The following is a 19,487-nucleotide window of genomic DNA, read 5'->3' as shown; positions in this document are numbered from 1 at the left end:
AGGTTCTCCTAGGGACGGGGTGAGGAGGGGGAGGGGACTGGGCTGCGATCGGCCTCGACGGTGCGGGTGAAGCGCAGGTGCGTGATGTCGAGCGGGAAGAACAAGCCCCAGGTCCACTCGACCCAGATGCGCAGCTTCCGGCCCGGCGTGGGCATGCGCAGCAGGTAGTAGCCGCGCCACAGCAGCCAGGCGGGCAGGCCGGTCAGGGCCAGGCCGAAGACTTGGGCCACGCCCTTGAGATGGCCGGTGGTGGCCATCATTCCGCGAGCGGCGTAGGCAAACGGCCGGGTGGGGCGCCCCTGCAGCACGCGCAGAAGGTTGTCGGCCAGACGGCGGGCCTGGGCGACGGCGAATTGCGCCGTTGGTGGGCAGATGCGACCATCGATCGCGTTAGGCAGCGCTGCGCAGTCGCCCAGCGCCCATAGATCCGGGACGCCATCGACGCGGCCGTCGGCCTGCGTGGCAATGCGGCCGCGCACCGTGGGCAGCGCCAGCCGCGCTACCAGCGGATTCGGCTGCGTTCCCACCGTGCAGACCACGGTGGCGCTGGCCAGGCACTCGCCGGTGGCCAGCTCGACGCCCTCGACCTTGACCCTCGCCACCCCGGCACCACAGCGAACCTGAACCCCCCGCTTCAGCAGCGAGCGCGCGGCGGCGTGGCCCAGCGCGGCGGGCAGCTCCGGCAGCAGGCGCTCGCCGTCGTGCAGCAGGCTGACCACCAGGCCGGCTTCACGGGCCTTCGGATAGTGTCGGCTGGCGCTGCGCAGGAAGTCCGCGATCGCGCCGGCCACCTCGACGCCGGAGAAGCCGCCGCCGACCACCACGACATGCCCCAACGCCCGGCGCTCTGCAGGGTCGCAGGCGAGTTCGATGCGCGCCAGCGCCTGCAGAACGCGGTTGCGGATGTGCATGGCGTCGCCTACCAGCTTCAAGGGCAGTGCGTGCTCGGCCATGCCGGGCATCAGGTCGAGCCGGGCGCGTTGGCCGACCGCCAGCACCAACTGGTCGCAGGCGAACTCGATCGGGCCGGCCAGGGTGTCGCAGACCAGGAGGCGCGCTTCGGTGTCGACCGAGCGCACAGTCCCCATCACGAAACGGACGCCGGGAAGCATCTCGCGGATCGGCGCCACCACGTGCTCGGGGAAGACACCTGCGCCCACCACCTCGGGCAGCATGGGGTTGAAGGTGGTGTAGCTCTCTTCGCTGATCAGCAGCAGCTGCCAGCCGGACGGCAGGCGCCCGGACAGGGCCTGGGCCAGCGTGGTGCCGGCAAAGCCGCCGCCTACGATGGCGATGGTGCGAAGCGGGGTGGGCAGGGTGGTCATGGCGGTTTGGTCTGCAATGGCCGCCAGTGTCTGGAGCGTCGCCCGGTCCGTGAAATCGCATGATTTCATCGGGCCATGTGCGGTGGTTATCGCTTCGGGTGTAAGGCCGCGGGACCGATGCGCGACTGCCGCGGATGGAGCTCTACCAGATCCGCTACTTCCTGGCCGTGGCCGAGACGCTGAGCTTCACCCGGGCCTCGGAGCGCTCGTTCGTGTCGCAGCCGGCCTTGACCAAGGCAATCCAGCGGCTCGAAGAGGCCATCGGCGGCCGCCTGTTCGACCGCACCAAGAGTTCGGTCCAGTTGACAGAACTGGGCCACGCCATGCTGCCGAACTTCCGCCAGATCTTCGACACGGCGCAGGCCGCACGGGAGCAGGCGCGACGCCTGACTCGACAGCAGCAGGAAGTGGTTCGCGTGGGCGTGATGTGCACGATCGACTTCCACCAGGTGCTGCCCGGCTTCATCGAAAGCCAGGACCGGCACGCGATCGAGCTGGTGTTTCGCGAGGGCAACCTGGAGGCCCTGACCGACGAGCTGGACCGCGGCGAGGTCGACCTGGGCATCATGTGCTCGCCCCACGACACGCCGCGCCGCTTCAAGGCCACGCCGCTGTTCCGAGAGGACTACGTCGTCGCCATAGGCGACGACCACCGCTTCGGCGGACGCCCGACGATCGAGATGGCCGAACTGGACCGGGAGCGCTACTGCGAACGCACGTACTGCGAGTTCTCGAGCTACATCGAACGCCTGCTCGAGGAGCGCAACGTGCGGCTGGAGGTGGTGCAGCAGTCGCACCGCGAAGACTGGATCCAGGCCTTCGTGCGCTCCAACTTCGGCGTGGCATTCATGCCCCAATCGATCGCCGACGCGGCCGGCCTGGCCCATGTGCGCACGGCAGACTGTCCCATCGTCCGCGAGGTCAAGCTGCTGGTGCAGGCCGAGCGACCGGTGGGCGCGGCCCAGCAGGCGGTGATCGACTCGTTGTGCGGCTATGCGTGGCCGCGGTGAGACGGTGTCACGATCGAGGCGTAGCTTGCGAGCTCAGCTGTCGGGGACACGGAGCGAACCCCTAGCCGACCAGCCGGTCGATCTACAGAGCCAAACCGGCGAAACAAAGAAGCTCGCGTTGCCCACCTGTCGATCGCCTAATTGGCTGCCAAGCCTGCCGCGTTCGGCGAAAGGCCCGCGGTGAGCGGGCGTTGCGCCAGCGTCCCATCGTCGCGCACCTTGAAGGACGAGATCGTGCCCGTCGTGCCATTGCGCACGTAGAGGTGGTGACCGTCGGCCGAGACCACGAGGTCAGCTGGTGCCGAACCCTCGCCCGTTGTTCCAGCGACGGCTTCCTGCAGGCTGAGCGATCCATCGGGCGCAACGTGATAGCTGCTGACGTTGCTGCTGCCTGTGTTGGCGATATAGGCGAAATGGCCCCCGGGCGTTACCGCGACCCAGCAGGCCGCCGTCTGCGCGCTCGGCACCGCCGCGCTGACCACTTGTGGCAACTGTGGATCCACGTTGCTGAAACGGTAGGACGACACACTGCTGGCACCTGGAGCGCCGCCGGCCGCCTCCGACACGATCAAACGGTTTCGCGCGTTGAATGCGAACCCGAAGGGCGTCATGCCGGGAGAGGCGGTCACCAATGGTTGGCGCAAGCTGAAGTCATCGCGCACGCGGTAACTGGTCAGCCGATTGGTGGCCTTCTCCGTGACGACGAGCGCGTCGCCGTCGGTGCTGAAGCTGACCTGCGCCGGCATCGTGCCACCCGCTTGCGAAAGGCCACGGATGCCATCCGCCAAGGGCTGCAGCATGCCGTGGTCGTTGCGGAAGCCCGCCACGTTGCCGTCGCCACCATCGTTGAGCACATAGACGCGGCCGTGGTGCTCGGTGACGCTGATCGGGTGCATGCCGTGGGAGGGAACCTTCGACTTCCAGACCAGATCGGCTCCCTCGAGCGCGAAGGTCGAGACGCTGTCGTCCCCGGCATTGACGACGAAGACGTGCGCGCCGTCGCGGCTGAGTGTCACGGCTCCTTGTGAGCCGAGGCCCGCACCCGTGCCCAGGCCCCCAGTCGCCATGCGAGTGGCCAGCACGAGGCCACCGTCGTCGCCGCGCGCATAGACCAGCAGTTCATTGCCGGCGGGGTCGTTGCTGCTGGTGAAGACCATGCCGGAACGCAGGCCGGCCAGGGCGGCGGATGCAAACCCCAGTCCGATGCTCGCGGCCACGATGCCGCCAATGAGAGTGCGTCTTGAGAAAGTCATGTGGACTCCTTGGGTGAGAAAAGAAAGAAGACCTCCCTTGTGATGCCCAGCAATCGAGCAGGTGACCTCCGGTACCTTGCCCTCGCGTTCGCGAGGCCGGGCGCGCAGCCTCTGCCTTCCGGCCACGCATTCGGTGCCGTTCCAACGAAAGGCCACCGTCCTGGCGGCCAGGGAGCAGATGTCGTCCACGTGGCCTGGGTCCCACGCGTCCGAAACTCGATGACGACGTGGTTGCACCGACATCTCGCCCAACGTGGCCGCGGGCGCGCTTGGTGTCTTTCTCCATGCCGATTCGGCCTTGGCCTTCGGTCCGAGAGTCCACGCCAGGGCGCACGATTTCACCGCGAGCCAACCCCGCAGAGCCATCATTGATCCTTCCAGACGAATCGCCGTTGGAAGGCATTTCGCGGCTGGACCCGCTGGCGTTACCTCGGCGGAGGAATCTCCCCGACGTCAGGAAGGAGACGCCCGAGGCTGGCGCCGACCGTCACGGCGGCGAATACAGCCCCCAGATGCCCCGCCAGGTCCAGCATCGTGCCTGCGTGCGGGTGCGCCACGCCGAGCATCGCGCAGGCTGCGGCCGCACTGGCAAGGCCTCCCAGTGCAGCCGTGGCGAAGGGACGCAGCGCCCAGCCACGGCGTAGCATCCAGATCGCGAGTGCCATGAGCACGGCAGACATGCCCACCAGGTAGCCGAGGCACTGGACCACCTCGGAGGCTGCCGCCCCCCATGCAGGGATTTGAGCGGCCGCCGGCGCCGCCCATGTGCCCACGCCGGCGACCATCCAACACACCATTGGCAGGACGGGCACGAACCACCAGGCGGGCGTGTGGCCCGGTACGCTGACCGCGAACAGCGCCAGGGCCGCGGCGATGGCGGTGGTCGCGGCCGACAAGACGGCCGCCCAATGCCACAGGTTTCCCTTGCCTGGAACACCCAGCGACTCGTTATGGCCCAGCGCGCACGACATGAGGCCCATGAGGCCGGCCGTGGCCAGCCAGACGAGGGCACGCTGCCAGGGCGGTCGCAGCGGCACCACGGGCCGCAATGACTGCACCAGCCGCGCCAGCGTCGCTTCAGGATCTTGGCTCAAGCACACCTTTCGAAGATGGGGAGACCAGCAGAACGCGAAGGGCGCGCAGGGCGCGTGACAGGTTGACCCGGACGGCCCCGGCGCTGCGGCCGGAAGCCTTTCCCGCGTCGAAGGCCGGTTCCTCGGCCATGAAGATACGCCAGGCGGCGTCGCGCTGCGCGGGAGGCAGTTGGCTCAATGCAAGCTCCAACCGCCGCCGATCGACGCGGCGCGTATGCAGGTGGGCCGGATCTGCCTCGTCGTCCGAGAAACTCTCATAGGCCACTGGGGCATGAACCTCGCAGCGACCCAGACGCATCAAACTGCGCAACGCGTCGGCCGACCGCCGACGGCAGATGGCCGCCAACCAGGCGTCGTAGGAGCGGTTGGCATCGAAGGTGTGCAACGCGGCGTGCACGCTGATCAATGTTTCCTGGACGATGTCATCCAGGACTTCCGGCGGCGCGCCGAAGCGACGGGCAGTTCGGCGTGACAGCACCATCGACTGCCGCAATAGGGTTTCGTACGCCCGCTTGTCGCCGGCCTGGGCACGCTGCGCTAGTCGGCGTCGTAGCGCATCAGCCATCGCTTGCGACATGGAACACTCCTGGCCCCAGACTGGGGCCGCCATTCAGCAATTGACGTGCCCAATGCGTCACGCGGCGAACAGGGAGAGATCCAGCGATGGTCATCGATACGCGACAATGTATATTATGTCAAATGACGACCGGCGACACGATGTTCTTGTGGATCCGACGAGCTGCTTAGTTGTCCGACACGAAATCCCTACGTTTCGGCCCTTTGGATGCGACACCAAGGCTCTTTTGTGGCCTTCGTTCTCAGCGCAGTGCGCCTGGTGTCGCGATTTGCTCAAGTTTTAAGCGTTTTCGCCCTCCGCGAACCCATCCGCCGACAACTTTGCCGGGACATCGCGTCGCGCAGCGTCTTCGCGCTGAGACGTTTAGTTACGGCACGCGAAGCCAAGTACCGTCAGCGGGAGACGGATTCCCCTTTTGAACGGCCTTGGATGCCCCTTTCGCGGCCGAAATTCGACCAAGTTCTTCGGCGCCGGTACTTAATGTCGCATCCGTATGCCGATGACGGCACTTTGCGTCGCTGCGGTGTCCCGTGACGGGACTTGCCGTCGTTCCGTTATCCGCGAACGGCACGTGGTGTCGCACCGTCCGCCGTTGAAGGCTCATCGTGTCGGGCCAAAACGACATCCGACCTCGACGGCACGGCGTCATGTGGCCAATGACGCCGTGGTCGCCTCGGCTGTCCAAGCCGCACAGGTTGCGGCATGCGACCACGTTGAACTGCAGGTGGTGCGGACGCCGGGAGTCGAACCCGGGTCAAACCCCTTATAAGGAGGCCGCTCTGACCGTTGAGCTACGCCCGCGAGTCGCGGACGCGCCGACGCCGGCGGCACGCGCTTCAAGCGGCGCGTATGAGGAGGTAGTGGGCGGCGGTTAACATGCGCGAACATCGTAAGGGATGCAGGAGCATGCAGTTGGTCAGCGGCGTGCTTCGAGGCGAAGGCTCCGGCAATGCCGCACGAACTGCTTTGCGATGTGAGCTGTCAGCGTTAGCAGCAGACGATCAACTATCGTCGCCAAGCCCTTGGATCCAGCGGCAAGACCGCCACGAATTCCACCGTGGGCTTGATTTCGCCGGAGGCTACCAGCACCTCGAGCTTGGCCTGTACATCGTCCAGCAGCAAACCCTCGACTTCCACGTGCGGGAAGCCCACCACGGAGCCCACGTACATACCCCGCGCGGGATCGCGCACGATCAAGCCGTGCAGTGACGGCGTCCGCGGCGAGTTGACATACATGGGCAATGGCGCGCCTTCCGGGAACTCGTCGAGAAACGCCGGCAGCTCGGGCTCCTGGCCGGCGAACAGGCACGCGACTTCTGCGCCGTGCTCGACGATGCAGTCCGGCACTTGCAGCTTGCCTTCGGCGACTGCCAAGCGTGAGTCGCCAGGCTCGGGATCAGGCGCAGGGTTGTGGGCCATGGCGCCATTCTCTGCGTAGAAGCGTTCTGCGTGGAAAACCTTCCTGGCGGTCGCGTATTTCAGGTGCTCGGCTTCGGGCTTGGCGGCGTGCCCGAGGAGCATGTCGGCGGAGCTCAAACGCCCGGCTACGAAGCTCGGACGTCGCCGACGACGTCGGGATATGACAGGGAAGGCTCATATGAGCCGCTTCGGTCGCGGCCAAAGTCAAACTCGTAAAGCGTCACGGGCTTGAGCACCTGAACATGCCGTCCCAGGAAGAAGGTGAACGCATTCGGTGCGGACACGAAAAGGTGGATGCGCTCCATCAGCAGCGTCGGGTCCACCTCGCGATCTCGCTTCAGTCGTTCGGCCAGGCCCTCGGCAAGCTGGTTCGCATGCGCCCCGGAGGCGACAACGTTTTGACCGCTTTGAACGTTCAACTTCGCGATCAGAAGTCGTCGAACGCCAGGCAGGTTCTGCTTGACGTAGAGGCGCACCATCGGCTCGGTATCGCGCGTGATGCTCACCGCGCAGGCGGTCCCCTGCCCGTCCGGCGACAACACGACCTCTTCGAACTCCCATGAGGGCCAGGACGGCAAGGCAGCCCCGTCATCGGGCGCCCAGACGACGGGCTTCGGCGAACGCTGCACGATCTCGACGACGCGTGCCGACTTGGTGTCCAGCACCGCACCGGCGGCGAAGGCCAAGGTGGCGTGTGCGTCGATGGCCAACCGCAATCTGCCGTCGATCGTCGGCAGCTGCAGCAAGAAAGCTCTCAGCTGAGGTTGCAGGGATGCCTTCCAAGCATCGGTGTCGCGAACGAAACGCTCGTCGAACTCCGGGACCATGTTCAGCACGTCGTGGCAGCGGTCTTCGAGTCGATCCAACGCATGCTCGAACGTCTTGATCCCGTACATGCGGTTGGATGTCGTGGTTTCGGCGATAAGCCCTTCATCGCCGCACTTCTCCCGGAACGTCTTGCGGTCGAAGGCCATCCGCCGCTGGCCCACCCACTCAAAGATGTTGCCGTCGTAGATCGTGGCGCTGGAACGTGGATCCGGCCGAACCAGGCCGGCCAAGCGGCAAGCGTCGTCCAGGCGATCTCGCAGCATGTCCAGCGATTCACTGGTGTGCATCAGGCCAAGACTCACGCACAGGGCACGCAGTTCCGATTCATCGACACCAAGGTGGTTCATCCAGTCGCGGCGGATCCGGAATGTGGCACTGCGCGCGGTCGACCCTTTGAACAGCTCGTCGATGTTCAACGTGAACGACTTCATCCGCACCAGACCATGCAGCGGATCTTCGGCATCGGTGCGATGGTTCGTGACCAGCGCGAGGCGGGATCCCCTGCCTTCCTGGCGGTCGTGCTTGAGCGCTTCATACGCGCGCTGCAGCATCGAGGTCTTCTCGGCGTTGATGAACGCGGGCCGCGTCAGGTCCTGGTACGTGTAGTTGCCTCCGGTGGCGTGCCACTTGCACTGCAGACGCTCGACGAGCATCGCGTCGCCGAACTGGTTCTTCGGCGCGCGCGGCGGGTCGTACTCCACCCAGACATCGTCGAATCCTCGCGGTCCGGACTCGAACCCCACTCGCGTGACGTTTCCTTCCGCGTCGAGAAGGCGCGCCGCTTTCAGCCAGAACACGCGCGCCTGGAAGACGTCGCCATCGCGCCGAGTGACAACCGCCTGCGTCATCCTGATGCCTCGTCCCCGCGGCTCAGCTCAGCGGGAACATCGGGCCGAAGAGTTCCCGCCATGCGCGCAGCGCCTCGCCGTTGCGACCTTGCCGCGCATGGTTTATCGCGATCCCGGCCTGCCGGGCTGCCTCGTCCAAGGCCCGCTTGGCGGTGGCAATGCGATTTGCGTCCATCGACGCGCTGATCGGCGGGCCGAGGCCCGCAGGATCCGCCCACGTTTCGCCGACACGATCCGCGAGCGTGGCGAACAGCGACTGGATCTCGCGATCGAACTGTCCACTCCAGCCACCGTACAGGCACTGGAGTGCCATCACCTCGATCAAGAAGGACGGCTTGATGGGCTTTTCCCCGTGCTTCTTGTTGTTGTTCCAGTATTTGACCATCCGCACCAGCCCCTTCCACTCGTTGCCGTAGGCCTGGTGCGCCTTGATGGCCTTTTCGGCGTGGGTTTCGGGATTGGTCTTGATCCACTTGCCGGTGTCGCCGTCGGGGATTTCGTAGTCGTCGCCGCTCGCAAAAGCGGGCACGACGTCCACGCTCAGGATCTTGTAATCGGTCTTGTCTTCCTCTTTGACATCGACGCCGAAGTCGACGTTGATCGATCGGCTTTGCCGACGGACTGCCTTCTCGCCGTACTTGTCGACCAGCGCCTTCTTGTAGTCGTCGAGAACAACGCCGGCGGCCTTGTCGCGGTAGTGCCGCTCGACCTGCTTCATCTCGAAGAAGATGTCGATGTCCTTCAGCGGCTTGGTCTTCGTGTGCCGCTTGTACGAGCCGGTGAGGAAGTCACGCTCGATCGCAAACTTGGTGCGGATGTACTCCCGCACCTCGGTATGCCGCTCGACCGCATTCTTCTGCTCGCGCTCGTTGAGCTCGAGCCGCGATTTGAACTTGCGAAAGGCCTCGTCGATGGTCAGCATCAGGCTTTCCTCCAGTACGCCGTGTTTGCGCTCAAGCCGTTGTGCTCGACCGTTGTTCCGAGGCTCTGCCGCACCATGCCGTCGGTCGACCGCAGGTTGCAGCTGCTCCAGCCGTCGACGTTGGGGCGCCCGTCCTTGTTGCGCACGACCACGCGGTAGTCGGCCTGTGCCGGCACGAGCCCCGCCTTCTTGATCGCGAACTTCAACTGCTCGGTGTCGGTCCAGAACGTGCCGGCGGAGATGTCCCACGTGTAGACGACGGCGACGTCCCAGCGGGTGATGAGCTTGTCTGTTTTCGGATCGAAGATCTCGAGGGTGACGGTCTCCAGGTGCCGGGACTCGATCCACGCGCTGATGCCGCGCAGGAGCACCGCCCAGTCGCCGACGAGCTTGGTGGGGTCCAGGCCACTGAGCCGGATGATGTCCTTCAGGCTCTTGAGCACGTTGTCGGCGACGTAGACGACCGACTGGGTGTAGGAGTAGACGGCTACGGCGCTCATGATTTCAGAAAGCTTTCGACGTCGATGGACAGGCCGCTCTCGGCCTTCTTGCCGGTGTCGGCGTTGTCGCCCAGCTTGGATGACTGGTCTCGCGCGGTGATCCTCGTGCTCTTGGCCTTCAGCGCACGCTGCACCCAGACCAGGTCGTCCGCCGCGCAGGGCAGCGAGACCGCCCAGTCGCCTTTCAGCGCTTCGTAGCCCAGCGGATCCTCCTTCGCATCCGACCCCTCGATCGCGTCATCGTCATAGAGGCAGTAGATGCGCGTGCGGGGCCCGTCGCACGTCGCGACGATGGCGGCACCAGCCGGTGCGCGCTCGGCGATGACCGCGCTGGCCACGCCGGCGACCGCCATCAACTCGTCTCGCGCCGCGCCCTGCTTGCCCTGCGTGAGCAAGTCGACGATGACATCCCACGTCGCGGTGGTATCGCGATGCGGCGAGCTTCGGACAATCCGGCTGACAACGGTGCTCATGCCGACATCCCCTTGATGGCCCGGGCCGCTTTCGCCGCGGCCGCAGCGGCCAGCAGGTCCGCTTCCTTCAGCTTGCCCGGATCCAGTGCAACCTCCTTGCGCACCGTCAGCGCGCTGGCCACCGCCTTGCGGATGGCGCGGCCGTCCAGCCCGACCAGCTCGTCAACGATGGCAGCGAACCCCGGTCCGCCGGTCAAGTCGCCAATCGGCCGGTACGTCTGCGCCAAGCCCTCCAGGCAGGCGGTGAGAATCTCGGCGCAGGCGTCGCGCGCTGGCAGCGGGACCTCCAGCACGAGGTCGCAGCGGGATGTGAACGCCGAGTCGACCGCTTGCGGGAAGTTGCTCGTCGCGATGAACAGCAGGTTGTGATGGGTTTCCGCCAGCGCGTCCAACTGCACCAACACCGCGTCGGTTGCCCGATGAACGTCGACCGGGTTCGCCTGCAGACTCAGCTTGCTGCGGTCAGCGGCGAGCGTCTCCACCTCGTCGAGCAGCACGATGGTCGGGCCGGCCAGGGCGGCTTCGGCGATGGTCTGTGAGAACAGGTCGGACACCGCCTTCTGGGTCTTGCCCATCATGGCACTGCCGAGCGCGTGGGGATCGATCTCCAGCAGGGCGAACCCGCTCTTGTTGAACACCTTGGCGGTCTCGCTGGCCAGCCCCTTCGCAAGCGATGTCTTACCCGTCCCGGGCAGGCCCACGAGCAAGATCGTCCCGTGCAGCGGCAGGACGCTGCGCGAGACCTTCGGGCGGACGGTGAAGTTCACCACCGCCTGGGCCAGCAGCTGGTCCTTCATCTTCTTGTCGACGACGATGGAACCCCACAGGTCGCTCAGCGCCGCGTCGGGCAGCTTGATGTGGCGGTGAACCCCTTTGGGAAGCTCGGCGCGGCTGGATGACATCGGTGACACTAGTGCTGATACGAGTCGCCATCGTACATGATCATTTTGGTCACCACAACAGATCGATACGGCTCACAGTGGTCCGCGACTGGTACCATACGAAGATGGCTGTAACGCACCCCCGGCAGGAATTGCTGGACCGGCTTCCGCAGGCCCAGCGCGAGCGCCTCTCGCACATCGACTTCAAGCTGTACTTTCTCGGGGAGCTTCGGCGTTCCGACGTGGCTGAACGCTTCGGCACTGGCCCGGCCGCAGCAACGCGCGACATTGCCCAGTACCGGCAGATTGCGCCCGAAAACCTGCTGCTCGACCCGGCGGCGAAGGTCTATCGCTCGACTGCGGACTTTGCCCCTCTGTTCGAGCACGCGCCTCTGCGTGTGCTGACGGCGCTGTCCCAAGGTTTCGGAGAAGGCCTGGGCGACGACCTGAAGCCCATGGTCAGGTGTGAATTCCCGACCGCGCTCAGCTTGCCACCTGTGTCGGTGCTGGCACCCATCTCGCGAGCCATTCATCGCGGGAAGGCCGTGCGCCTCACGTACACCTCCGTCGAGAGCGGGCGTACCGAGCGGGAGATCGTTCCCCTCGCCTTGGTCGACATCGGCCTGCGCTGGCACGTTCGGGCCTACGACCGCCGACGCAAGGGGTTCCGGGACTTCGTCTTCACCCGCATGGAGACCCCGACGGTTCTCGAGGACAGCCCGATCGCGGACGAAGAAGGACCGAATCAGGACGACCAGTGGAATCGCGTCATTGAACTTGAACTGGTGCCCCACCCTGAGCACCCGCGGCCGGAGGTGGTGCTGATGGACTACGCCATGCCGGACGGCGTGCTGCGGGTGAAGGTTCGGGCGGCGAATGCCGGCTACATGCTGCGGCGATGGAACATCGACTGTTCGCCGGATCACAGTCAGAGAGGCCTGGAGTACGCCTTGTGGCTGCGGGATCCTCTGGCGCTATACGGTGCCAACAACGCCCAGTTAGCGCCCGGCTACCGGGACCCTCGGGCCGAATCGGTCGACAAACCGATCCGGGCCATGTGACCTACCGCGCGGCGCGCGGCCGTGACGAGCGCGCGTCTTCGTTTCGGAAGTGCGCGCCGCCTCGTCTACGGCGCGTCTAGCCTTGACCTGGACGTGGCGAATGCCTTGCGTGCCCCCAAGTCAAACGAGAACGAGCGGAAGGTCTGCACCGAGAGCGCGGGTGTTGGCGGCAAGCTCCGCCAGGGTGATGTCTGCACCAACGGCCGCCGCCGGCTTCTCAGCAGGTGTTGGTGGGCGGAGAGAAATCAATAAAATCAAACACTTAAGCGATTTACTTAATTTTAGACTTTAACTATAATTCACTGCCATTGCCCCCCCGGAGCAGCGGATCTGGAGCGCCTCAAGCTTGAGATGCCGTGATCGATTGGCCGCTCGCCCGCGGTCGGCGCGGCTCACCGCTTGTCGTTGACTGGCGCCACTGGCGGCGGACGTTGGGCGTCGAAGACACCGTCGCGAGTTAGGGACCGCCGGTGGGAGACGACGGCTTGGCGGTTCGCCTTCGCGCCGTTTTGGGCTCGCGCCGCGCGTCGGCCTCGACGAGCGCCGCGAGACGTTCCAGCGAGCCCTGCAGGCCAGCCACCTGAGCGCGGGCGATCGCGGCGTCCGCCGCGCTGGCTTCGCTGGCGGTGCGCAGCGCTGCGAGGCGCTCGCGCTCCAGCGTCAATTCGGCTGCCGTGGCCAACAGCTGGGCCTTGAGCTCCTCTTCACGATCGCGGGCTGCGTCGAGTTGCCGCCGCGATCGCTCGCCGGCAGCAGAGGCGGCGTCACGCGCGCCATCCAGGCCTTTCTGCAAGGACTCCGCCTGGCGCTCGGCCTTGGTGCGCGCTGTCCGCTCGCGGTCGAGCTCCAACGCGACGCGGCGATCCGCGGCGTCCGCGCGTTCAAGGGCTGCCGCAAGCTGCTGCCTGACGTCTGCCAGCGCTGCGGCAGACTGCTCGTGCTGTCGGCGCATGCGCTCGTTCGCGGCGACCAGTGCGGCCCGAGTCTCTTCGAGCCGTGCCCGCTCCGAGGCGAGATCCTGCTGCACCTGGTTGAGCTGGTCGCCCTGTTGGGCGAACTCGGCCTGCAGTTTCGTCGCCCTGGCGGCCGCCTCGAAGGCAGCGGCGTTCGCCTGCGCGGCCTTCTCCTTCTCGGCCTCGACGTTGGCCACTGCCGAGGCCAGTCCGTCCTGCAGCCGCTCGTCGAAGTCGGCTCGAGTCTGGGCCAGCGCCGTCTCCCAGAAGTGCTGGGCCGCCTGCAGCACGGGATCCGGCACGCCCGACGGCGCCGAAAACGCGCCCGGGTCCTTGATGCGACGCCCCAGGTGCTTGAACCACGTCTCCAGGTGCGGGCTGACGGTGTTGGGCGAGCCGCGGCCGATCTTCTGGCGCACGCGCTCGATCGTCGGCCGCGCGCCCTCGAGCAACAGCGCGTCGGCCGCCTGCCAGACGTCCTGTTCCTGGATTCCGCGAGGCATCTCTGTACTCCTTGATATGCGCCCTACCCCGGCTCTACATTACTAACGATAAGTGATGCTTATCGCGACTATTTGAATTTGTGCGTTAGACATCTTACAGTGGATGTATGCTTTCATCAGACAACGCCCTCCCGACCTCGACCGCCCAGCCCGCGTTGGCTGAGCTGCCGCCGCTGGATCCGGCGCACCTCGGGGATATGGCGCAGGCCGCCGAAGCCGCCCTGCTACGTCAAGGCGAGAGCGAAAACACGCTGCGCAGCTACCGCTCGGCGCTGCGCTACTGGGCGGCCTGGTTTGCGCTGCGCTACCGCCAGCCCATCGCCCTGCCCGTCCCCGAAGCCGCCGTCGTCCAGTTCATCGTCGACCACGCGCAGCGCGTCGAGCCCGACGGTCGGCTGGCGAGCGAACTGCCGCCGGCCGTCGACCAGGCGCTGGTGGCCGGGGGCTACAAGGGCAAGCCGGGCAGTCTGGCGCTGACCACGCTCGTTCACCGCGTGGCGGTGCTGTCCAAGGCGCACCAGGTGGCGGGTCTGGCCAGCCCCTGCGCGCAGGTGCGCGTGCGCGAGCTGCTGTCCAAGACGCGGCGCGGCCACGCCAAGCGCGGTGCCCTGCCCCGCAAGAAGCCGGCGTTGACGCGCGAACCGCTGGAGGCTCTGCTCGACACCTGCGACGCGTCGTTGGCCGGCCTGCGCGACCGCGCACTGCTGCTGTTCGCCTTTGCCAGCGGCGGCCGGAGGCGCTCCGAAGTGACGGCGGCCACCGTCGAGAACACGCCGCGCGACGGTGACGGCTTCGTGTTCACGCTGAGCCACTCGAAGTCCAACCAGGCCGGCACGGAGCGGGCGGAGAACGCCAAGCCGATCGTCGGACGGGCGGCGCATGCGCTGGCGGCCTGGCTGGCGGCCGCCCGGATCAAGTCGGGATCGATCTTCCGGCGCGTGCGGCGCGGCGGCGTCGTTGGCGAACCCCTGTCGGCGGCGGCGGTGCGCGACATCGTGCAGAAGCGCTGCCTGCTCGCAGGCCTGGAGCCCCCGTACTCGGCGCACTCGCTGCGGTCCGGGTTCGTGACGGAGGCGGCGCGCCAGCGGATCCCTCTGGGCGAGACGATGGCGCTGACCGGGCACCGTTCGACGGCATCGCTGGTGGGCTACTTCCGGGAAGACATCGCCCAATCGCGTGCCGCACGGCTGCTCGACGAGTAAGGCGCCTCGTTCACACAGGGCATCGCGGAGGTCACGCCGCCTTTGAGAATCTCCTGACCAGCCAGGCAGAGACTCCACGCCCATGGGCTGACGGGCTGCCTTTGCCGCTGGTCGCGGCCTGGAGAAAGAGCCCCGGCGCGCAGCCGGGGCCTCAAAGCTTCCCTGCTGTCATCACGAGGGAAGCTCCTGCTCAGGGAGGAAAAGCAGGGAAGCACGACCATGGGCCGCGCTTCGGGGCGCGAGTCTATCAGCGCGCTGACGCTCGAGGCCCGGCTCCCCGGCCCTTCATACAAACTCGTCGAGGCCGTGAAACTTGGTCGGGTCTACCAGGCCCCGTAGAGGAACCGCCCTGCCTTGGTCAGGATGTCCGCGTTGTCCATGCTGATGTTGATCGTGCCCCGTTCAACCCGGCTCGCGTAAGCACGCGGCATGTCCGCCTCGAGAGCGAGCTGTTCTTGCGTTAGATCCTGCGCGGCCATCGGCGCCGTCGTCATGGCCCTCGTTGGCATGAGCGACGGCTTCTTCAAGGGCATCATGCAAGGCGGCTTCATCGGGGCCATTCTGGGCGCCATCGCCTGGGTCTTCGCCCTGCTGTTCCAGATCTTTTCCGCACGACGTCGTGAGATTTGGCTACCGAGAGATCGGGGCGATGGTCGAGAGACTTGCATCTGCCTAGACCAGGCAACGCGGGGACCACAGAAACCGCTGGTGATCTCGACGTCGACTGCCGTTCGTCGAAATGGACCTATTCGGCCGCGTCTGAGACTTTCGATCCAATGGTGTTGAGGAAGCTCACCAGCCTGCCGATCGGCTCGGCAAGTCGCTTCGGAAGCAGACGGAAGATCTCGTGCATTCCGTGCTCGCGACGCCACCTGTAGCGTAGCCACACGTCTTCCTCTTTGTCGTTGTTGGAAACCGACGGGGCGTACTGGTAGCCGACCAGACAGTCCTGCGTCAACAGCAGCCTGGCCAGTGTTGCGTGCAGCTTGTGAGCACGCTCGTCGTGACGGCCAGTAGGACGCGGCACGGATACGCGCAGACAGCGCTGGTTGTTGAACGCTTCCCAGCCCGCGCCGACGATACCGCCGGCCGTTTCCAGCGCGGCGCGGGCGCTCGGGCTCTTGGCGTTCAGCTTCTGCAGCGCCACCTGACCCGGGGGGTACTCAAGAGCAGCACCGAGCCGATTGAACCAGCTCACCAGGCGATCGATGGTGCCATCGTCTGCGAACACCAGGTATTGGTGCTTGGGATCGTCTTCGACGTCTTTGGGAATCAGGACGTACTGCGGATAGAGCAAATCGTGCAGGTAGACGTAGCTCAAGCGACGACCCAGTGGGTCGTCGCGTGTCGTCTCCGAAAGCGCTCGGGCCGCCCACTCTTCCGTCAGGTCACTGAGCTCCATGTCGGTGATGTCGACGGTGATGAGTGGAAAGCCCATCGACCGGCCGATCAGCGCCTTGCGCCCGTCGAAGTGATGCCAACGCTCGACCTCGATCCCACCAACCAGCATGGGAAGCTTGCTGATCGGCGCTCCGAGCACCGCGATGTCGAGCCGGTAGCTGCTGCCGAACGGCGTCCGCAGGGGATGCTCAGTCGCGACGGTCGCAGCCCCAAGCAGCAGGTTGCCTACGAGGGGAAAGTCGGACACGCTGTCGTCCTTGAACGACCACGGCAACCCTCGGCCGGCGTCCAGCCTGCGCGCAAGCTCGGCGACGATCAGCTGCTTCGCGAGCGCATGCTCTGCGCTCTCCGACACTTGCCGCTGACGTTGCGTTTCCTCGTCATCAAACCGGCGCTTCAGGTCGATCCCCGTCGAATCCGGAAGGCGCCTGAAGTGAGATCGCCTCTTCAAGCGTCCAGCTTCGAATGTCGGGCTGACCCACGTCACCAGTTCGTCTTTGGCCTGCGGATCAACGAAGGGCCAGAGCTTGCGCGCATGCTCGCGGCTTCGCACATGGCGCGCCTCGATCGACTCCCGCAGCAGGCCCTTGCGCGAGAAGACGACTGTGGCCTTGTCCATCAGGCGCGATCGAACGGGGTGGTTTCGAACATGGGCAAAGGTGCGCATGGGCGAGCCGCACCTCCTGCAGAGTGCCGCCCGCCTCGCGCAAAGTGATGAAGGACTGGGCACTCTACCGCGGGACGCGACGAGCCTGCCACCCGGCAGAGCCGCGTGGCCAGACCTGTGCCGTGAAACTTTGCCGCGGCCTCGGCCGACGCAGATCGGCAGCGATACTCGCTGCCTGACGCCCCATAGGTAGTGCATGACCAAGCGCCCGATCTTCGTCCTGCCGGTTCATCCGGATCCATGTCCACATCTTGTGATCGAACGAGGCCCGTCGAATGAGGGCGTCGGGTGGTGGGTGCCGCAGGTCAAGCATACGCATCTGGCGAAGTACATCGGCGGCACGCGCAAAGCCCAGGTGAAGTTCCCCAAGCGCGTGCTGATTGATCCCTTCTGCGGCCCGGGGCGAATTCAGGTGCGAGGGGAAACGTTCACCCGCGACGGCGGCGCCATGGTCGCGTGGCACCAGTCTGTGGCATCGCAGTGCCCGTTCACCAGCGTGATGGTGGGGGACCTGGACCTCGAACGATCAGCGGCTTGTGAAGCGCGGCTGCTTGCCGCAGGCGCACCCGTGCAGCGCTTCCACGGACCGGCGGCCGAGACGGCGTTGAGGATGGCCGATGCCGTGCCGCGTGGTGCCCTGTGTCTGGCCTACATCGACCCGTACAACCTGGAGTACCTGTCGTTCTCCATCATCGAACGACTCGCGCAGCTGCCGCACGTCGACTTCGCCGTGCACTTCAGCCTGATGGATTTGACGCGCAACGTGGACATGGAGCTCGACCCTGAAAGGGATCGATTCAGCGGCGCCAATCCAGGGTGGCGCGATCGCGTGCCCGCAAAAGCAGCCAAGGGGAGTCTGCCCGCGTGGTTCTTCGACGACTGGCGCGCCCAGATCTCCAAGCTCGGCTTCAGCGTGAGCCACGAGATGCCGCTGGTGCAGGACGGTCAGGGTCGCGCGCTGTACCGCTTGGTGTTCTTCAGCCGGCACGCCTTTCCCGACCGAATCTGGGTCGACATCGCGCGCAACCCGACGCGTTCGCTTTTCGACTGAAGCTGGCGAATCCGCGCGCCGCTCGTTGTCCCTCGCGCTGGCGCCGCTCGGTGTACGTTCGTACACTAACGCCATAGGCCGGCCGAACAACGATCTTGACCACCTGGGGCGACTGCGCGACTACTACGCGCACAACCGGGCGCTGCCGTCCTATGCGGGCCTCAGCCAGGCTCTCGGCTTCCGAACCAAGAACGCAGCCGTCAAGCTTGCCGGCCGCCTGAGGGACTCCGGTCACCTGGAAGCCGGGCCTGGCGGTCGCCTGGTACCGGGCAAGCGGTTCTTTGAGCGGCCGCACGTCGCGGACAAGCTCTCGGCGGGCTTCGGCAATGCCGCTGGTCCTTCCGGCGGCATCGATCGCCATGAGATCGACCGTCTGGTGGTCGATGAGCCATCGCAGACAATCTTGGTGCCCATCCGGGGAGATTCGATGTGTGCGGCTGGCGTGCTGGATGGCGACATCGCCGTTGTCCGGCGTACCGACAGCGCCTCTACGGGCGACTTCGTGGCGGCTCTGGTGGACGGCGAACTGCTGGTGAAGGAACTCCGCTTCGAGCGAAGCCAACCTGTGCTGATGCCGCACAACAAGCGCTACCGGCCGATCTATCCGACGAGAGAATTCAGCATCCTGGGCGTCGTGACGGGCATCGTTCGTCGATACGGTCGCGCTGCAGGGGCACGAGGAGAGAAGAGATGACAACGATCAGCCGCATCGAGTGGACGGAGCAAACGTGGAACCCGACTGTTGGTTGCACCAAGATCTCGCCCGGCTGCAAGCACTGCTATGCCGAGGCGATGTCCCGGCGTCTGCAGGCCATGGGCACGCCTGGCTACGAGAACGGGTTCGCGTTGACGCTGCTGCCGGAGCGCCTCGAGGATCCGATCAAGCGTAAGAAGCCCACGGTCTACTTCGTGAACTCCATGTCGGACCTCTTCCATGAGAAGGTGCCCGACGAGTACATCGAGCGTGTCTTCGACGTCGTCCGCAAGACGCCGCAGCACACCTACCAGATCCTGACGAAGCGCGCCGCACGCATGGCGCGGTTCTTCCGCAACCGCCAGGTGCCGCGCAACGCGTGGATGGGTGTGTCGGTCGAGGATCGCAAGTACGGCGTGCCGCGGATCGATCACCTGCGCAAGCTGCGAGCGTCGATCCGCTTCCTCTCGGTCGAACCTCTGCTGGAAGACGTCGGTCCGCTCGATCTGACGGACATCCACTGGGTGATCGTCGGTGGCGAATCGGGGCCCAAAGCCCGTCCGATGCAAAAGGCCTGGGCCTTGTCCGTTCAACACCAGTGTGAGGAGCAAGAGGTCGCGTTCTTCTTCAAGCAATGGGGCGGCTGGGGCGCCGATGGAAAGCGGCGCGCGAAGAGCGCCAACGGTCGGCTGCTGGAGGGGCGTACCTGGGATGAGATGCCTTCCGGCGTCTCGGAACGGATTCCTGCGCCTTGAAGCCTGCAATGTGCGAGTTGCGCTACTCGACGCGGCTGAGGCACAGTTGAGCCAAGCAAGACAACCTGCG

General features: G+C 65.8%; 19 protein-coding genes and 1 tRNA gene. 6 read left to right on the top strand and 14 right to left on the bottom strand.

Annotated elements, in window-relative coordinates; translation table 11 throughout:
- Nucleotides 1–8: 8 nt before the first annotated feature.
- The gene (locus tag ACS5PM_RS12185) at nucleotides 9–1,325 is read right to left on the bottom strand and encodes an NAD(P)/FAD-dependent oxidoreductase (RefSeq protein ID WP_439387899.1); all 1,317 of its coding nucleotides are present in this window, start codon (nucleotides 1,323–1,325) and stop codon (nucleotides 9–11) included.
- A 134-nt stretch (nucleotides 1,326–1,459) separates the two neighbouring features.
- Here ACS5PM_RS12185 and ACS5PM_RS12180 point away from each other — a divergent pair, with 134 nt between their 5' ends.
- On the top strand, nucleotides 1,460–2,335 hold the full coding sequence (locus ACS5PM_RS12180) for a LysR family transcriptional regulator (RefSeq protein ID WP_439387898.1): 876 nt from the start codon (nucleotides 1,460–1,462) through the stop codon (nucleotides 2,333–2,335).
- A gap of 137 nt (nucleotides 2,336–2,472) precedes the next feature.
- Here ACS5PM_RS12180 and ACS5PM_RS12175 read toward each other — a convergent pair whose 3' ends face one another.
- From ACS5PM_RS12175 to ACS5PM_RS12130, 10 genes are all read right to left on the bottom strand, one after another.
- On the bottom strand, nucleotides 2,473–3,777 hold the full coding sequence (locus ACS5PM_RS12175; RefSeq protein WP_439387897.1) for a lactonase family protein: 1,305 nt from the start codon (nucleotides 3,775–3,777) through the stop codon (nucleotides 2,473–2,475).
- Nucleotides 3,778–4,013: 236 nt separating this feature from the next.
- Entirely contained in the window at nucleotides 4,014–4,682 is a 669-nt protein-coding gene (locus ACS5PM_RS12170; RefSeq protein WP_439387896.1) for an NrsF family protein, read from the bottom strand.
- A complete protein-coding gene (locus ACS5PM_RS12165; protein ID WP_439387895.1) occupies nucleotides 4,666–5,259 on the bottom strand; it encodes an RNA polymerase sigma factor in 594 nt (197 codons plus the stop codon). The genes ACS5PM_RS12170 and ACS5PM_RS12165 overlap by 17 nt, the downstream gene beginning before the upstream one ends.
- Nucleotides 5,260–5,984: 725 nt before the next feature.
- Nucleotides 5,985–6,060, bottom strand: a tRNA-Ile gene (locus tag ACS5PM_RS12160).
- Between the two features lie 204 nt (nucleotides 6,061–6,264).
- A complete protein-coding gene (locus ACS5PM_RS12155; protein ID WP_439387894.1) occupies nucleotides 6,265–6,795 on the bottom strand; it encodes a hypothetical protein in 531 nt (176 codons plus the stop codon).
- A gap of 8 nt (nucleotides 6,796–6,803) precedes the next feature.
- The gene (locus ACS5PM_RS12150) at nucleotides 6,804–8,354 is read right to left on the bottom strand and encodes an SAVED domain-containing protein (RefSeq protein WP_439387893.1); all 1,551 of its coding nucleotides are present in this window, start codon (nucleotides 8,352–8,354) and stop codon (nucleotides 6,804–6,806) included.
- Between the two features lie 22 nt (nucleotides 8,355–8,376).
- Nucleotides 8,377–9,276 carry a CBASS oligonucleotide cyclase gene (locus ACS5PM_RS12145; RefSeq protein WP_439387892.1) on the bottom strand — a complete coding sequence of 300 codons (900 nt, stop codon included), beginning with the start codon at nucleotides 9,274–9,276 and terminating at the stop codon, nucleotides 8,377–8,379.
- On the bottom strand, nucleotides 9,276–9,776 hold the full coding sequence (locus ACS5PM_RS12140; protein WP_439387891.1) for an HORMA domain containing protein: 501 nt from the start codon (nucleotides 9,774–9,776) through the stop codon (nucleotides 9,276–9,278). The genes ACS5PM_RS12145 and ACS5PM_RS12140 overlap by 1 nt, the downstream gene beginning before the upstream one ends.
- Nucleotides 9,773–10,249 (bottom strand): CBASS system Cap8 protein, encoded by a 477-nt coding sequence (locus tag ACS5PM_RS12135; RefSeq protein ID WP_439387890.1) that lies wholly within the window; start codon nucleotides 10,247–10,249, stop codon nucleotides 9,773–9,775. The genes ACS5PM_RS12140 and ACS5PM_RS12135 overlap by 4 nt, the downstream gene beginning before the upstream one ends.
- A complete protein-coding gene (locus ACS5PM_RS12130; protein ID WP_439387889.1) occupies nucleotides 10,246–11,151 on the bottom strand; it encodes an AAA family ATPase in 906 nt (301 codons plus the stop codon). Before ACS5PM_RS12130 ends, ACS5PM_RS12135 begins: the two co-directional genes overlap by 4 nt.
- A gap of 104 nt (nucleotides 11,152–11,255) precedes the next feature.
- Here ACS5PM_RS12130 and ACS5PM_RS12125 point away from each other — a divergent pair, with 104 nt between their 5' ends.
- Complete coding sequence (locus ACS5PM_RS12125; protein ID WP_439387888.1) at nucleotides 11,256–12,191, top strand: WYL domain-containing protein; 936 nt, start codon at nucleotides 11,256–11,258, stop codon at nucleotides 12,189–12,191.
- A gap of 457 nt (nucleotides 12,192–12,648) precedes the next feature.
- Here ACS5PM_RS12125 and ACS5PM_RS12120 read toward each other — a convergent pair whose 3' ends face one another.
- Complete coding sequence (locus ACS5PM_RS12120; protein WP_439387887.1) at nucleotides 12,649–13,647, bottom strand: DNA-binding protein; 999 nt, start codon at nucleotides 13,645–13,647, stop codon at nucleotides 12,649–12,651.
- 107 nt (nucleotides 13,648–13,754) lie between these two features.
- On the opposite strand from ACS5PM_RS12120, the gene ACS5PM_RS12115 reads away from it, so the two are divergent.
- The gene (locus ACS5PM_RS12115) at nucleotides 13,755–14,849 is read left to right on the top strand and encodes a tyrosine-type recombinase/integrase (RefSeq protein WP_439387886.1); all 1,095 of its coding nucleotides are present in this window, start codon (nucleotides 13,755–13,757) and stop codon (nucleotides 14,847–14,849) included.
- A gap of 323 nt (nucleotides 14,850–15,172) precedes the next feature.
- Here the strand turns inward: ACS5PM_RS12115 and ACS5PM_RS12110 are convergent, their stop codons facing one another.
- Together ACS5PM_RS12110 and ACS5PM_RS12105 are read right to left on the bottom strand one after the other, a co-directional pair.
- Nucleotides 15,173–15,385 (bottom strand): helix-turn-helix domain-containing protein, encoded by a 213-nt coding sequence (locus ACS5PM_RS12110; protein WP_439387885.1) that lies wholly within the window; start codon nucleotides 15,383–15,385, stop codon nucleotides 15,173–15,175.
- A 209-nt stretch (nucleotides 15,386–15,594) separates the two neighbouring features.
- Entirely contained in the window at nucleotides 15,595–16,917 is a 1,323-nt protein-coding gene (locus ACS5PM_RS12105; protein ID WP_439387884.1) for a hypothetical protein, read from the bottom strand.
- A gap of 196 nt (nucleotides 16,918–17,113) precedes the next feature.
- Between ACS5PM_RS12105 and tcmP the strand changes: the two genes are divergently transcribed.
- Genes tcmP through ACS5PM_RS12090 form a run of 3 tightly spaced genes read left to right on the top strand, consistent with a single transcriptional unit; the run spans nucleotide 17,114 to nucleotide 19,417 of the window.
- On the top strand, nucleotides 17,114–17,968 hold the full coding sequence (gene tcmP, locus ACS5PM_RS12100; RefSeq protein WP_439387883.1) for a three-Cys-motif partner protein TcmP: 855 nt from the start codon (nucleotides 17,114–17,116) through the stop codon (nucleotides 17,966–17,968).
- Nucleotides 17,969–17,993: 25 nt separating this feature from the next.
- Nucleotides 17,994–18,662, top strand: coding sequence for a LexA family protein (locus ACS5PM_RS12095; RefSeq protein WP_439387882.1), 669 nt, complete (start codon nucleotides 17,994–17,996; stop codon nucleotides 18,660–18,662).
- Complete coding sequence (locus ACS5PM_RS12090; RefSeq protein ID WP_439387881.1) at nucleotides 18,659–19,417, top strand: phage Gp37/Gp68 family protein; 759 nt, start codon at nucleotides 18,659–18,661, stop codon at nucleotides 19,415–19,417. Before ACS5PM_RS12095 ends, ACS5PM_RS12090 begins: the two co-directional genes overlap by 4 nt.
- Nucleotides 19,418–19,487 lie beyond the last annotated feature (70 nt).

It is taken from the genome of Ideonella flava (assembly GCF_051857595.1).
GTDB lineage: Bacteria > Pseudomonadota > Gammaproteobacteria > Burkholderiales > Burkholderiaceae_C > Ideonella.
Note: the sequence above shows the minus strand (reverse complement) of the source record. Positions and strands in the feature narration are given on the sequence as shown.

Coding starts and splice junctions, on each gene's coding strand:
- ACS5PM_RS12185 (WP_439387899.1), bottom strand. CDS start 1,325: ATGACCACCCTGCCCACCCCGCTTCGCACCATCGCCATCGTAGGCGGC.
- ACS5PM_RS12180 (WP_439387898.1), top strand. CDS start 1,460: ATGGAGCTCTACCAGATCCGCTACTTCCTGGCCGTGGCCGAGACGCTG.
- ACS5PM_RS12165 (WP_439387895.1), bottom strand. CDS start 5,259: ATGTCGCAAGCGATGGCTGATGCGCTACGACGCCGACTAGCGCAGCGT.
- ACS5PM_RS12150 (WP_439387893.1), bottom strand. CDS start 8,354: ATGACGCAGGCGGTTGTCACTCGGCGCGATGGCGACGTCTTCCAGGCG.
- ACS5PM_RS12145 (WP_439387892.1), bottom strand. CDS start 9,276: ATGCTGACCATCGACGAGGCCTTTCGCAAGTTCAAATCGCGGCTCGAG.
- ACS5PM_RS12140 (WP_439387891.1), bottom strand. CDS start 9,776: ATGAGCGCCGTAGCCGTCTACTCCTACACCCAGTCGGTCGTCTACGTC.
- ACS5PM_RS12135 (WP_439387890.1), bottom strand. CDS start 10,249: ATGAGCACCGTTGTCAGCCGGATTGTCCGAAGCTCGCCGCATCGCGAT.
- ACS5PM_RS12130 (WP_439387889.1), bottom strand. CDS start 11,151: ATGTCATCCAGCCGCGCCGAGCTTCCCAAAGGGGTTCACCGCCACATC.
- ACS5PM_RS12125 (WP_439387888.1), top strand. CDS start 11,256: ATGGCTGTAACGCACCCCCGGCAGGAATTGCTGGACCGGCTTCCGCAG.
- ACS5PM_RS12120 (WP_439387887.1), bottom strand. CDS start 13,647: ATGCCTCGCGGAATCCAGGAACAGGACGTCTGGCAGGCGGCCGACGCG.
- ACS5PM_RS12115 (WP_439387886.1), top strand. CDS start 13,755: ATGCTTTCATCAGACAACGCCCTCCCGACCTCGACCGCCCAGCCCGCG.
- ACS5PM_RS12110 (WP_439387885.1), bottom strand. CDS start 15,385: ATGATGCCCTTGAAGAAGCCGTCGCTCATGCCAACGAGGGCCATGACG.
- ACS5PM_RS12105 (WP_439387884.1), bottom strand. CDS start 16,917: ATGCGCACCTTTGCCCATGTTCGAAACCACCCCGTTCGATCGCGCCTG.
- tcmP (WP_439387883.1), top strand. CDS start 17,114: ATGACCAAGCGCCCGATCTTCGTCCTGCCGGTTCATCCGGATCCATGT.
- ACS5PM_RS12090 (WP_439387881.1), top strand. CDS start 18,659: ATGACAACGATCAGCCGCATCGAGTGGACGGAGCAAACGTGGAACCCG.